At 72.4% G+C, this 13,412-nt stretch carries 12 protein-coding genes and 1 pseudogene; 3 read left to right on the forward strand and 10 right to left on the reverse strand.

All coding sequences use genetic code 11. The annotated features are described in order from the left end of the window. Window positions 1-41: 41 nt before the first annotated feature. Complete coding sequence (gene bldG / locus AC0ZLC_RS22165; RefSeq protein WP_010986038.1) at window positions 42-383, reverse strand: anti-sigma factor antagonist BldG; 342 nt, start codon at window positions 381-383, stop codon at window positions 42-44. 78 nt (window positions 384-461) lie between these two features. On the opposite strand from bldG, the gene AC0ZLC_RS22170 reads away from it, so the two are divergent. Further along, window positions 462-3,080, forward strand: a complete 2,619-nt coding sequence (locus AC0ZLC_RS22170) for a DEAD/DEAH box helicase (RefSeq protein WP_476753686.1) — start codon at window positions 462-464, stop codon at window positions 3,078-3,080. Here AC0ZLC_RS22170 and AC0ZLC_RS22175 read toward each other — a convergent pair. The 7 genes and pseudogenes from AC0ZLC_RS22175 to ssd form a co-directional block, all read right to left on the reverse strand. Next, window positions 3,040-3,444: pseudogene (locus AC0ZLC_RS22175) on the reverse strand (Rv3654c family TadE-like protein); the annotation flags it as partial. The gene AC0ZLC_RS22170 and the pseudogene AC0ZLC_RS22175 overlap by 41 nt on opposite strands. Further along, entirely contained in the window at window positions 3,441-3,836 is a 396-nt protein-coding gene (locus AC0ZLC_RS22180; RefSeq protein ID WP_476753687.1) for a TadE family type IV pilus minor pilin, read from the reverse strand. The gene AC0ZLC_RS22180 and the pseudogene AC0ZLC_RS22175, both read right to left, overlap by 4 nt. Window positions 3,837-3,933: 97 nt before the next feature. Beyond that, window positions 3,934-4,167 (reverse strand): DUF4244 domain-containing protein, encoded by a 234-nt coding sequence (locus tag AC0ZLC_RS22185; protein WP_476753688.1) that lies wholly within the window; start codon window positions 4,165-4,167, stop codon window positions 3,934-3,936. An 87-nt stretch (window positions 4,168-4,254) separates the two neighbouring features. Beyond that, on the reverse strand, window positions 4,255-5,028 hold the full coding sequence (locus AC0ZLC_RS22190; RefSeq protein WP_476753689.1) for a type II secretion system F family protein: 774 nt from the start codon (window positions 5,026-5,028) through the stop codon (window positions 4,255-4,257). Further along, on the reverse strand, window positions 5,025-5,897 hold the full coding sequence (locus tag AC0ZLC_RS22195; RefSeq protein ID WP_476753690.1) for a type II secretion system F family protein: 873 nt from the start codon (window positions 5,895-5,897) through the stop codon (window positions 5,025-5,027). The genes AC0ZLC_RS22190 and AC0ZLC_RS22195 overlap by 4 nt, the downstream gene beginning before the upstream one ends. A 36-nt stretch (window positions 5,898-5,933) precedes the next feature. Then, on the reverse strand, window positions 5,934-7,208 hold the full coding sequence (locus AC0ZLC_RS22200; protein WP_476753691.1) for a TadA family conjugal transfer-associated ATPase: 1,275 nt from the start codon (window positions 7,206-7,208) through the stop codon (window positions 5,934-5,936). Further along, complete coding sequence (gene ssd / locus AC0ZLC_RS22205; protein WP_476753692.1) at window positions 7,205-8,299, reverse strand: septum site-determining protein Ssd; 1,095 nt, start codon at window positions 8,297-8,299, stop codon at window positions 7,205-7,207. The genes AC0ZLC_RS22200 and ssd overlap by 4 nt, the downstream gene beginning before the upstream one ends. Window positions 8,300-8,870: 571 nt before the next feature. Here ssd and AC0ZLC_RS22210 point away from each other — a divergent pair. Further along, a complete protein-coding gene (locus AC0ZLC_RS22210) occupies window positions 8,871-9,704 on the forward strand; it encodes an HAD family hydrolase (RefSeq protein ID WP_476753693.1) in 834 nt (277 codons plus the stop codon). Window positions 9,705-10,170: 466 nt separating this feature from the next. Here the strand turns inward: AC0ZLC_RS22210 and AC0ZLC_RS22215 are convergent, their stop codons facing one another. Continuing rightward, entirely contained in the window at window positions 10,171-10,995 is an 825-nt protein-coding gene (locus tag AC0ZLC_RS22215; protein ID WP_476753694.1) for a Fic family protein, read from the reverse strand. A 100-nt stretch (window positions 10,996-11,095) separates the two neighbouring features. Here AC0ZLC_RS22215 and AC0ZLC_RS22220 point away from each other — a divergent pair, with 100 nt between their 5' ends. Further along, window positions 11,096-12,103, forward strand: coding sequence for an ATP-binding protein (locus AC0ZLC_RS22220; protein ID WP_476753695.1), 1,008 nt, complete (start codon window positions 11,096-11,098; stop codon window positions 12,101-12,103). Between the two features lie 4 nt (window positions 12,104-12,107). Here AC0ZLC_RS22220 and AC0ZLC_RS22225 read toward each other — a convergent pair whose 3' ends face one another. Continuing rightward, the gene (locus tag AC0ZLC_RS22225) at window positions 12,108-13,379 is read right to left on the reverse strand and encodes a polysaccharide deacetylase family protein (RefSeq protein WP_476753696.1); all 1,272 of its coding nucleotides are present in this window, start codon (window positions 13,377-13,379) and stop codon (window positions 12,108-12,110) included. Window positions 13,380-13,412 lie beyond the last annotated feature (33 nt).

Below are 13,412 nucleotides of genomic sequence, written 5' to 3' on the forward strand. Positions count from 1 at the left end.
CGCGACTGCTGCCGTCCTGTGGCACACGGCCCGCGGACGGGTCAGTCGGTGGCCGCCACCGCTTCCTCGACAGAGGTGTGGATGGGGAACACCTTGGTGAGGCCGGTGATGCGGAAGATCTTCAGAATGCGCTCCTGGTTGCAGACCAGCCGCAGCGAGCCCTCGTGAGCACGCACACGCTTCAGACCGCCGACCAGCACGCCGAGCCCGGTGGAGTCGAGGAAGTCCACGCCCTCCATGTCGACGACAAGATGGAAATTGCCGTCGTTCACCAGCTCGACCAGCTGTTCGCGCAGCTTGGGCGCGGTATATACATCGATTTCGCCACCGACCTCGACGACCGTGCGATCGCCGACGGTACGGGTCGACAGGGACAGGTCCACGGATCCTCCAGCACCTTGCTAATCGAGCGGTCATCCCAAGGGACACCTCGGCAGCCCCGGGACGGTTCGCCAGCCGCGATGGCATTCAATCACTTACCGGCAGGCGTGCACGACGCCTTGGCTCCATTGTCCGTCACGCCAGTGACACACTCGGTCCCGATGGCCAAGAATCACCGATCCGATCAGACCCCGACGGACACCGCCTCCAGCCCCTCGCCGGGCGCGGTCCTGGAGCGGCTCGCCTCTGGGCAGAGCCGGGCTTCGCGCATCACTCATACGGAGCACTTGCCCCCGCGTGAGGGTCGGCATGCCGTCTGGCCCGACCGGATCCGCCCCGAGGTCGTCGCCGCCGTCCAGGCCGCCGGTATCACCCACCCGTGGGCCCACCAGGCACGGGCCGCCGAGCACGCCCTGGACGGCGAGTCGGTGATCGTCGCCACCGGCACGGCCTCCGGCAAGTCCCTGGCCTACCTCGCACCGGTCCTGACCGCCCTCATGGACGGCTCCGAGGCCCCCAACGGCCGTGGCGCCACCGCCCTCTACCTGGCACCCACCAAGGCCCTGGCGGCCGACCAGTGCCGGTCGGTGAAGGAACTTTCACAACCTCTCGGGAACGCCGTGCGCGCCGCGGTCTACGACGGCGACACGCCGGTCGAGGAACGCGAATGGGTCCGCCAGTACGCCAACTACGTCCTGACCAACCCCGACATGCTGCACCGCGGGATACTGCCCGCACACCCCCGCTGGTCCTCCTTCCTGCGCTCCCTGCGCTATGTCGTCATCGACGAGTGCCACACCTACCGGGGCGTCTTCGGCTCGCACGTCGCCCAGGTACTGCGCCGTCTGCGCCGTCTGTGCGCTCGCTACGGCTCCTCCCCCGTCTTCCTGCTGGCCTCCGCGACCGCGGCCGAGCCCTCCGTCGCCGCCGGCCGCCTCACCGGCCTTCCCGTGGTCGAGGTCGCCGACGACGCCTCCCCGCGCGGTGAACTGGTGTTCGCGCTCTGGGAGCCCCCGCTCACCGACCTGCACGGCGAGAAGGGCGCACCCGTACGGCGTACCGCCACCGCCGAGACCGCCGACCTCCTCACCGACCTGACCCTCCAGGGCGTGCGCTCCGTGGCCTTCGTACGCTCCCGCCGGGGCGCCGAACTGATCGCGGTCATCACCCAGGAACGCCTCGCCGAGACAGACCGTTCACTGGTCCGGCGTGTCGCGGCGTACCGCGGCGGCTACCTCCCCGAGGAACGCCGCGCCCTCGAGTGTGCCCTCCACTCCGGCGAACTCCTCGGCCTCGCCGCCACCACCGCCCTCGAACTCGGCGTCGACATCTCCGGTCTCGATGCCGTCCTCATCGCCGGCTATCCCGGCACCCGGGCCTCCCTGTGGCAACAGGCGGGCCGCGCGGGCCGCGCGGGGCAGGGGGCGCTGGCGATCCTGGTCGCCCGCGACGACCCGCTGGACACCTTCCTCGTCCACCACCCGGAGGCTCTCTTCGACCAGCCCGTCGAGTCCACGGTCCTGGACCCCGACAACCCGTACGTCCTGGCGCCCCACCTCTGCGCCGCCGCCGCCGAGATACCCCTCACGGACGAGGACCTCGCGCTCTTCGGACCGGCGGCGGCCGATCTGCTGCCGCAGCTGGAGGCCGCGAGGCTGCTGCGCCGCCGGACGAAGGCCTGGCACTGGACGCGCCGCGAGCGGGCCGCGGACCTCACCGACATCCGCGGCGGTGGCGGCACCCCTGTCCAGGTCGTGGAGTCCGGGACGGGCCGGCTCCTCGGCACGGTCGACGAGGGCGCCGCGCACACCGCGGTGCACGAGGGTGCCGTCCACCTCCACCAGGGCCGCACGTATCTGGTGCGCAAACTGGACCTGGAGGACTCCGTCGCCCTCGTCGAGGAGGCCGCTCCCCCCTACTCGACGGTCGCCCGCGACACGACGTCCATCTCCGTCCTGGAGACGGACGTCGAAGTGCCCTGGGGCGACGGCCGGTTGTGCTACGGCTCCGTCGAGGTCACCAACCAGGTCGTCTCCTTCCTGCGACGCCGGCTCATCACCGGTGAGGTGCTCGGCGAGACCAGACTCGACCTCCCTCCCCGTACGCTGCGCACACGTGCCGTCTGGTGGACGGTCACCGAGGACCAGCTGGACGCCGCCCGGGTGAACCCGGAGATCCTCGGCGGCGCCCTGCACGCCGCCGAGCACGCCTCGATCGGCATGCTGCCGCTGTTCGCCACCTGCGACCGCTGGGACATCGGCGGTGTCTCCGTCCCGCTCCACCCGGACACCCTGCGGCCCACGGTCTTCGTGTACGACGGTCACCCGGGCGGGGCGGGCTTCGCGGAACGCGCCTTCCACACCGCCCGCGCCTGGCTCACCGCCACCCGCCAGGCCATCGCGTCCTGCGAGTGCGACGCCGGCTGCCCCTCCTGCATCCAGTCCCCCAAATGCGGCAACGGCAACGATCCGCTGCACAAGCGGGGAGCGGTGCGGCTGCTCACGGTCCTGCTCCAGGGGGCGCCGGAGCAGGACGAGCCCGCCCCTCCGGACCACCAGGACCACCAGGACCGGCAGGGCCCGCAGGATCCGCCGGTGGATTCGCGGGATCCGCAGGACCGGCCCGATCCGCTGGGGCCGTCGGCCCCGGTGGGTCCGGGGGGCCCGGAGGAGCGGGAGGACCCGCAGGCCCCGCTCTAGACCGGACCTCCGCGGCAAGGAACCCTCCGCCCGAGGACGCCGTCACGTCCGACACCTCGCCCTCCAGGGCACACCGCACCAGACGGGCGCCCTGAGCCCGGGCGATGCGCTCCGCGTCGGCGCAGGCGGAGGTGCCGCCGTTCATCCAGTGGTCCGCCGCCGCGAGCGCCGCGAGGTCCGCCGCGGCGGCCGTGCGATGACGAGTCACGATCGCCTGCCCCATGGCCAGCACGGCTCCGAAGACGACGCACAGGACGGCGATCGCACCCACCACCCAGACGGAAGCGGAACCTCGGTCGGACCGGCAGGGGAAGAAGCGCCGGCGGAACCGGCCCGCCACCGCACCGCGTCCCACCCTCCTCACCCCGCCACCCCCACCGTCTCCTCGGCCAACGCCACTGCCTCGTGCCGTAGTTCGAGCGTCAGGGTGTCCGGGCCGGGCGGGTGGGCCGCGACCGCCACGCGCACCAGGTCGCCGTCGCGGCTCACCGTCACCCGCGCCCCGTCCGGAGCCGCCCGGCGGGCCACCGCCACCACCGCGTCGGGCGGGTCCTGGCGGGCCGCCGCACGGGCTCCCGCCCGTGCCGCGTCCACACACTGGATCTGCGCGGACGCGGCGAGCAGCGCCCAGACGAGAGCCATCGCGAAAAGCACGAGGGCAGGCAGCACGACCGCGGTCTCCGCCGTCACGAACCCCCGGTCCCGCCCCCGGGGCGGGTGACCGCCCGAACCGTCCAGGAACGCCGGTGAGGACATGCGCCCTCTTGGCCCGCCCTTGAACCCCGGCCGGGAGCGCCGGCACCTCTCGACGCCGGCCGCTGACACCGCGCCCGCCGGCCACACTCCGGTCCCCTCACATCCGGACATCGAGCGCCCGTCCCACGATGTCCTGCAACTCCCCGCTGACCTGTCCGCTCGTCAGCACCTTGTAGAGCACCGCGGCGAACGCCACCGCAGCGATGATCCCCATCGCGTACTCGGAGGTGACCATGCCCGCGTCCCTCTTTGCCGCCACCAGCCTGGCCCGGTGCGCCTCGCGCATCCTGCCCGTCACAGCCCACAGCCGTGCCCGTACCGCTTTGTTCATCTCAACCCCCGTAAGGTCCGTACTCGTTCGTCTGTCGCTTGTGATCACTGCCGTGTCCCGCGCCCCGTCACCAGGCATCCGCTCCCGTCATCCACCACCGCCTCCCAGCGCGCCTTCCGCGAGCCCGATCACCACGGGCAGCACTCCGACCGCGATGAACGCCGGCAGGAAGCACAGTCCGACGGGCGCGGTCACCATGACTCCCGCGCGGCGGGCGCGGGCGGTTGCGGCGCGGCCCCACTCGGCGCGGGCCTCCGCGGCGATCCGGGCGACGGGCTCGGCAGCCGGCACACCCGACTCGCCCGACCGCTCGAGAAGCCGCGCCAGGGAAGCGGCTCCCGGCATCGACGCCAACCCGCGCCAGGAAGTGCCCGGTTCGCCGCCGAGCCGGACCTCGGCCGCACCTCGCGTCAACCGCTCCCCGACCGGTCCACGCAGGGCGTCCCCCACCGCCTGGGCCGCCGCCACGGGGCTCGCGCCGGCCGCGATGCAGGCGGCCAGCAGGTCCGCCGCGAGCGGCAGTTGCCGTGCGGCCGCGGCCATGTCGTACTCCGGCCCCGGCCCCGTCCCCTGTCTCAGGCGCCACCACCACACCCCGAGTCCGGCGGCCGACCCGACCAGGAGCCCGGCCACGCCTCCGACCAGCACCCAGCCGGCACACCCGGCCCCAGCCACCGGCAGCCACCGCCGCGCCGCCCCCCACACCTCGCGGCCCCGCCGCACGGCCGCCGCCTCCCGGAGGAGCAGCTCGGCCAGCCTTCGCCGTGCCCTGCGCTCCCGCCCGGCCACGCCGACCAGCCACCCCAGAGCCGACGCCACGCACAGGACCGCCCCCAGCCTGTGGACAATCTCCGCACTCATCCCGCCTCCGCTCCTCGTACGATCCGCAGCGCCCACCACAGGCCCGCGCCCTCCAGCACCGCGCCGACCAGCAGACAGCCCAGGCCCGGCCCGGTGTGCAGCACCACGTGCAGGGGATCGGCGCCGAGGGCCGTGCCGAGCAGCAGCCCCAGCACCGGCAACCCCGCGAGCATCACCGCCGTGGACCGGGCGCCGGCCAACTGGGACCGCAAATCCGCACGCTGGTCCCGCTCCGCACGCAGCGCTCCGCCCAGGCGGTCGAGGCCGCTCGATAGACCGGCGCCCCGGTCCACGGCCACCCGCCAGCACGCCGCGAGCCCCGACAACCCCTCGGCACCCGGTTCTCGTGCCGCGGCGGAGAGGGCGCCGGGCACATCCCCGCCGAACCGAGCCGCCGCCAGCACCACCGCCTGCGCCTCACCGAGCCCGCCCGCGTCGGCCGCGGCACGCAGCAGCGCCTCTCCCGGCTGCCGCCCGGCCCGCACCTCTCCCGCCAGCGCCGCACACAGGCCGATGACCGCGTCGCCCCGCCGCTCCTGCTCCCGGCGCCGCTCCCCGGCCCGCCGCACGCGCCGCAACAGAGGCACACCGGCGGCACCCGCCAACAGGGGCAGCACGGACGCCCCCAGTGCCGCGATCACCAACCCGCAGGCCAACGACCACCACTCGGCTGTCAGTTGTCGGCGCAGTCGCCGCACCCGGGCGAGCGCTTCCTCCCACGGCGGCCGTCCGACGCCAAGCGCCCCGCCTTCCGCGCACAGCAACCGCGCCCGCCGCACCTGCGAGTTCCGGCCGCCCGTCAACCAGGCCGCCGTCCCGGCGCACAACGCGGCCGCGCCCGTCGCCACCTCACCGATCGCCGTCGACATCCCGGCCCCCGTCCACCTCTCGTCGTCGGACCTCCGTCACCACTGCTCGTTCCTTTCGGTTCCGGCCCGGAGCAGCCCCCGCAACCGCTCCCACCCGCGCTCGTACGCGAACGCCTCGGCGCCCCAGCGCAGCGCGGGCACCGTGACCACCAGCCCGGTGGGATCCCGCTCGAGCACATGCACCTCGGCGATCCGGCGACGGCCCGCCCGGTCGCGCACCAGATGCAGGACCACCGCCAGCGCGGCCGCCAGCTGGCTGTGCAGCGCCGCCCGATCGAGCCCGGCGGCCGTGCCGAGCGCCTCCAGCCGGGCGGGCACCTGAGCCGCCGCATTCGCGTGCACCGTGCCGCAGCCGCCCTCGTGCCCGGTGTTCAACGCCGCCAGCAGCGACACGACCTCGGGACCGCGCACCTCCCCGACGACCAGCCGGTCGGGTCGCATGCGCAGTGCCTGCCGCACGAGATCCGGCAACCCGACCTGTCCGACGCCTTCCTGGTTCGCGGGCCGCCCTTCGAGGCGGACCACGTGCGGATGGTCGGGCCGCAGTTCGGCCGAGTCCTCGGCGAGCACGATCCGCTCGCCCGGACCGACGAGCCCGAGCAGCGCGCTGAGCAGCGTCGTCTTGCCCGTCCCCGTGCCCCCGCTGATCAGGAAGGACAACCGGGCGTCCAGGAGTGCCCGGAGCACCCGGTCCCCGCCGGGCGGGACAGTCCCCGCGGTCACCAGCTCGTCGAGGGTGAAGGCCCGCGGCCGTACGACCCGGAGCGAGAGACAGGTGGAGCCGACCGCGACCGGCGGCAGGACCGCGTGCAGGCGAGTGCCGTCCGGCAGGCGGGCGTCCACCCAGGGGCGGGCGTCGTCGAGCCGTCTCCCGGCCACGGCCGCCAGACGCTGCGCGAGACGCCGTACGGCCGCCGCGTCCGGGAAGGAGACGCCCGTCAGCTCCAGACCGCCGCCCCGGTCGACCCATACCCGGTCCGGTGCCGAGACCAGGACGTCGGTCACCGTCGGGTCCGCGAGCAGCGGGTCGAGGGGCCCGCTGCCGACCAGTTCGGAGCGCAACGCGTCGGCGGCCCCGAGCACTTCCGCGTCCCCGAGCACCCGTCCCTGTTCGCGGAGCGCCTGTGCCACACGGGCAGGGGTCGGGTCGGCCCCGCTTTGGGCGAGCCACTGCCGTACACCGTCCAGCAGGCCCGTACCCGCGCCCGTGACTGGGCCGGATGCCGTGTGCCCGACGCCGCTCGGCTCCGTACCGGAATGCCTGCGGGCTCGTGGGCCCGGGCGGCCGTCCGGGCCCGAACCCCAGCTCATACGCCCCCTCCTTCGACGGGCATGTGCTCCCAGAACGCTGCGCAGAAGCGGGCGAGCGGGCCGCGCGTCGCTCCCCCGGGCGGTACGCCACCGTCCGGACGCGGGACCTCTTCGGGCACCTCGCCGACCAGGGGCAGTCCGAGCAGGCGGGCGACCTCCCGGTCGTCCAGACCGGGTGCGTACGGACCTCTCACCGCGACGCGCAGGTCGCGCAGCACCATGCCGACCGCCGACGCCACCCGACCCGCGGACGCGACGGCGCGCAGCTCGGCGGGGACCACCAGGACTCCGAGGTCGAGCTGGGCGAGTGCCTCGGCGGCGCCCTCGTCGATCCTTCGCGGGAGGTCGACGACGACCGCGCCGCCGCGCCGCCTGGCCGCGGCGAGGACGGCCCGGACCGCCGGGGGCGGGATGGCCACCGCGTCGCCGCGGTCCCAGCTGAGGACCCGCAGTGCGTGAAGCTCGGGAAGCGACTCCTCCAAGGCACCCCCACCGACCCGGCCGCGGGATGCGGCGAAGGCGGGCCAGCGCAGGCCTTCGACCGCTTCCCCGCCGAGGAGGACGTCGAGTCCGCCGCCCAGCGGATCGGTGTCCACGAGCAGGGTGCGCCGACCCTGGCGTGCCGAGGTGACCGCGAGGGCGCACGCCAGCGTGGACGCCCCGGCACCGCCCCGGCCGCCGATCACGCCGACGGTGAGGGCGGGGCTGCCGACGCCCTCGGCCACGTCGGCGATGCGGTCGACCAGCCACCGCTCCCCGTCGGGCAGCATCAGGACGTGGTCCGCGCCGATCTCGACGGCCCGCTGCCAGACCCCGGAATCGTCCTGATCCCGCCCCACCAGCACGACACCCCTTCTGCGGGTGGCTCCGCGCACCCGGGCAGCGGCGTCGTCACCGACGAGGACGAGCGGTGCCACCTCCCATCCGCCGCCGCGCTCCGGCAGGCCGGGGTGGACCTCCGGTCGGGCGCCCGCCGCCGCGCACAGGCGCAGCAGGTCGTCGAGCAGTTCGACGTCCTCCGTGACGATCAACGGTCCGCCCTGCCGCCCTTCGGCGGTGGGCGGCCGCCCGTGTGTGATGGCTCCGGCCACGATCTCCAGCCCCCTTCGCTACTGTCCCGGCGGGGTGCTGAGCGACCCCGCGATTCCCGCTCGTGTGGAGGACCTGAGACCGGCCTCCATATGAACGGCCGATACGAACCGGCCAAACGCGTCCGGCAAACGGAACCGGCCATGAACTCGCCGCGAGCGGACGCGTTGGAATCACGGTGCAACGAACGGGAAAATCGTGTGGATCTTGGTCGATAACTGTGGACAACTCAGGGGCTGTGAATATCGGCTTCACTCATACCGGTGGCCCTTGTGCGACTTCCACAGCGCAGCGCTGTGACCACGTAGAGTGACGAATCATGAACACGCGCCAACAGGCCCGAAGACAGCACACGGAGATCAGGAGACTGCGAACGCAAAGGGGGAAACCCACCCGGACATGCGACGACCCCCGCCGGGGGGGAGAGCGGGGGTCGTCTCCACGGCCGACTCGGGGGGGGAGGAGCCGGGCCGGGTTAGCACGGTCGCGAACGATCCGTGACTTCCATGGTGTACCCGAGAGCTCTCTCAGGCAAACCCACACGCCCCACACTACGCCGAATGGTGGGCGCCTATGCTCACCCTCGTGGAAAACCACTCCTTGCCCCGTACAGCGGCCTTCTTTGACCTGGACAAGACGGTCATTGCGAAGTCGAGCACCCTCACGTTCAGCAAGTCGTTCTATCAAGGCGGGCTGATCAACCGAAGAGTGGCGCTGCGTACCGCATACGCCCAGTTCGTGTTCCTGGCGGGCGGTGCCGATCACGACCAGATGGAGCGGATGCGCAAGTATCTGTCCGCCATGTGCCGTGGCTGGAACGTCCAGCACGTCCAAGAGATCGTCGCCGAGACGCTGCACGGACTGATCGACCCCATCATTTACGACGAGGCCGCCTCCCTCATCGAGGAGCACCACACCGCGGGCCGCGACGTCGTGATCGTCTCCACGTCGGGCGCCGAGGTGGTGGAGCCGATCGGCGAACTGCTCGGTGCCGACCGCGTGGTGGCGACCCGCATGGTGGTGGGCGACGACGGCTGCTTCACCGGCGAGGTGGAGTACTACGCGTACGGGCCCACCAAAGCCGAGGCGATCAAGGAGCTGGCCGCGTCGGAGGGGTATGACCTGGCGCGCTGCTACGCCTACAGCGACTCGGCGACCGACCTGCCCATGCTGGGATCCGTCGGCCATCCCCACGCCGTGAACCCGGACCGCGCGCTGCGGCGGGAGGCGGTCGCCCGGGGCTGGCCGATCCTGGACTTCCACCGTCCGGTCCGCCTGAAGAAGCGGCTGCCCGCCCTGTCCGTACCGCCCCGTCCGGCGCTCGTCACCGTCGCGGCGGTCAGTGCGGCGGCTGCCACGGCGGGACTTGTCTGGTACGTGAGCCGGCGCCGGACGCCTCTCGTGTGACCTCCGCGGCAGCCTCCGGACCGGAGAGTCCCTCGCATGGCCACGAATCCGCAGTGCCGAGTCGCCGTAGGTGCAGCCGAGTCGCTGCAGGCGTAGCAGACGCCGACCCGTTGGCACCCTTTTGCAGGCAAAAGTAAAGAAGTACGACGGGGGGTTCCGCTTCCTGCGGACCTGGAGTACAAAGAAGTTAACGGCCCGCGAGACCAAGGACATCCGAGAGGACTACCTTCGAACGCACCACGGCCCCACGGACCGAGCATGGACACCAGGCACCCACGCGACGTCGACCCGTCGATTACGGGCCAGCCGCACCAGGTGACGGGCAAGAGTTCCCGACCTGATGGGCAACATTTCGAGGACGCATGGTAACCAGGTGAACATGCCAGCGGCGGTACGAGTTCTCGTACCGCCGCAACCCTGTTCCCAGGATTTTCCGCTACCGGAAAACGGACCGGGGGCTCCCCCGTCAGGCCGCTCCGCGCTGGAGCGCCTCGCACACCGCCGTCGACTCCCGGGCGCCCAGTTCGACCGCCTTGCCGCAGTGGGCGATCCAGGCCGCCATGCCCTCCGGGGTGCCGGAGACGTAGCCGTCGAGCGCTGCCGCGTAGGCCGCGCGGCCGAGTTCGCCGTGGCCGACCTCGGCCGGGCAGACGGACTTCGGGTCCAGGCCGCTGTTGATCAGGACGATCCGTTCCGCGGCGCGCGCCACCAGCCCGTTGTGCGAGCCGAAGGGCCGCAGGGCGAGCAGCTCGCCGTGGACGACGGCGGCCGTCACCAGGGCAGGGGCCGATCCTCCGGCGACGACCAGCCGGGCCAGGCCCTCGAGGCGGCCGGCGACCTCGTTCGCGTCCGGCAGCGGCAGCTCGATGAGCGGCTCGGCGACCGGCTCACCGTCCTGACGCGGCCGCCCCACCTCGTCCGCGCTGTCGGCGGCGGCAACCAGGTGCAGCCGGGCCAGCACCCGCAGGGGCGACTGCCGCCAGATGGAGAGCAACTGGCCGGCCTCGGCGGTCAACCGCAGGGCCGCGCCGACCGACCGGGCCTCGTCGTCCCCACGGAAGTCGGTGCGCCGACGCACCTCCTCGAGCGCCCAGTCGGCACCCGAGAGCGCCGCGGAGCCGCGCGCCGCGCGCAGCGCCGCCTCGGACGTGATCTCGTTGCTGCGCCGACGCATGATCCGGTGCCCGTAGACCCGGTCCACGGCCTTGCGCACGGACTCCACGGACTCGGCCACGCCGGGAAGCGAGCCAAGGGCCGCGAGCGGATCTGCGGTCGCGCCTGTCGTACTCATGAGTACGACACTACGCACCCCCGCAGCCCTCCCCACGAAGGAGTGGTCTTCTTCACGTCGACGCGCGTGTGGACGCCCCCTCCGCACTATCTTCCTGAACATGAAAATTGCTTTCGTTGGGAAGGGCGGCAGCGGCAAGACCACCCTGTCCTCCCTCTTCGTCCGCCATCTGGCGGCCGTCGGCGCCCCGGTCGTGGCGGTGGACGCCGACATCAACCAGCACCTCGGAGCCGCGCTCGGACTCGACGAGGACGTGGCCGCGGCCCTGCCCGCGATGGGGGCGCACCTGCCGTTGATCAAGGACTACCTGCGGGGTTCCAACCCGCGGATCGGGTCCGCCGAGGTGATGATCAAGACCACTCCGCCCGGCGAGGGCTCGCGGCTGCTGCGGGTGCGCGGGGACAACCCCGTGTACGACGCCTGCGCACGGCCGGTGGAACTCGACGACGGCGCGGTCCGTTTGATGGTCACCGGCCGCTTCACCGAGGCCGACCTCGGGGTCGCGTGCTACCACTCCAAGACCGGTGCGGTGGAGCTGTGCCTGAACCACCTGGTCGACGGCCGCGACGAGTACGTGGTGGTCGACATGACGGCGGGCTCGGACTCCTTCGCCTCCGGGATGTTCACCCGCTTCGACATGACGTTCCTCGTCGCCGAGCCGACCCGCAAGGGGGTCTCCGTCCATCGCCAGTACAAGGAGTACGCCCGCGACTACGGCGTCACCCTGAGGGTCGTCGGCAACAAGGTGCAGGGCCAGGACGACGTCGACTTCCTCCGCGCCGAAGTCGGTGACGACCTCCTGGCCACCGTCGGACACTCCGACTGGGTGCGTGCCATGGAGAAGGGCCGCCCGCCCCGGTTCGAGCTTCTGGAGGACGTCAACCAGCAGACCCTGCGCATCCTGCGGGCCGCCGCCGACGCCACGTACGAGCTGCGTGACCGGGAGCGTTACATGCGCCAGATGGTGCACTTCCATCTCAAGAACGCGGACTCGTGGGGCAACGCGAAGACGGGGACCGACCTGGCGGCGCAGGTCGACCCCGGCTTCGTCCTGGGCGAGGACGCGACGGCGGCCGTTCCACCGGCGGCTGTCGACGCGACCGTGTGACCCGCTACTGCCGGAAGGCCGGGGCCCCGGGGACGCCCTTGGGGGCCGGGGCCGCACGGCCCGACAGGTACGCCGGCCAGCCCTCCTTCGGGGCCTGGCCCACTTTGAGGCCGCGCAGCTTCTCCAGCGTGGCCGGGTCCTGGGCGTCGAGCCAGTCGGCGAGCTGCCGGAAGGAGACGCAGCGCACCTCGGACCTGGTGCACACACTCCCGATGACCTCGTCGAGGGCACGCATGTACGTGCCGCCGTTCCAGGACTCGAAGTGGTTGCCGATGACCAGGGGCGCGCGGTTGCCGTGGTAGGCGCGCTCGAAGCCCTGGAGCAGGCCGTCACGCATCTGGTCGCCCCAGTACTCCTGCTTGGCGGGGTCGCCCTGGGTGGTGGTGCCTGACTGGTTCACCATGAAGTTGTAGTCCATGGTGAGCGTCTCGAAGCCGCGGCCCGGGACCGGGACGAGCTGCATCGACAGGTCCCACAGGCCCTCCTTCTTCTTGGGCCAGACCTGGTCGTTGACACCGCTGGTGTCGTACCGGAAGCCCAGCTGGCGGGCGGCGCGCATGAAGTTCTTCTGCCCTTCCAGGCAGGGGGTCCGTGCGCCGATGAGCTCCCGGTCGTAGTCGAAGGGCAGTGGGGACGCGTTCGTCATACCGGTGTTGGTCTTCCAGGACTTCACGAACGACTTCGCCTGGGCGATCTCGTTCTTCCATTCCTTGACCGACCACTCGCCGACGCCGCCCCCGCTGCCGCAGAAGTGGCCGTTGAAGTGGGTCCCGATCTCGTTGCCCTCCAGCCACGCCGCGCGCAGCTGCTTCACGGTCTCCTCGATGCCCTGCCTGTCGTTGAAGCCGATTTCGGAGCGGCCGGGCGAGTGCTGCGGCGGCTTGTAGAGCTCGGCCTTGTCCTCCGGCAGCATGTACACGCCGCTGAGGAAGTACGTCATCGTCGCCTTGTTGTCCTTCGCCACCTTGCGGAAGTGGGAGAACAGCTTCTGGCTGTCCTCGCCGGCGCCGTCCCAGGAGAAGACCACGAACTGCGGGGGCTGCTGGCCGGGCTTCAGCCGCTCGGGCCGGGGCAGATGCGGCTGCGCTCCGGTGTAGGCGGTGGAGCCGTCGCCGATCAGGCGGACCGCGTTCTTGGGCGCCGGGACCGCGGCGGGCTTCCTCGCGCCGGGCGCGCCCTCATCGGAACGGGTGGTGCCGGTGGCGCAGCCGGCGAGTGCCGTGGCGCAGGCCGCGCCGAGCGCGGCACCCGCGGCGATCCTTCGGATTGCGGCCATCTTCCGCCCACCTTCTTCCTTCAGTCAGGGCAA

Source organism: Streptomyces sp. GLSS-08, from assembly GCF_056387915.1.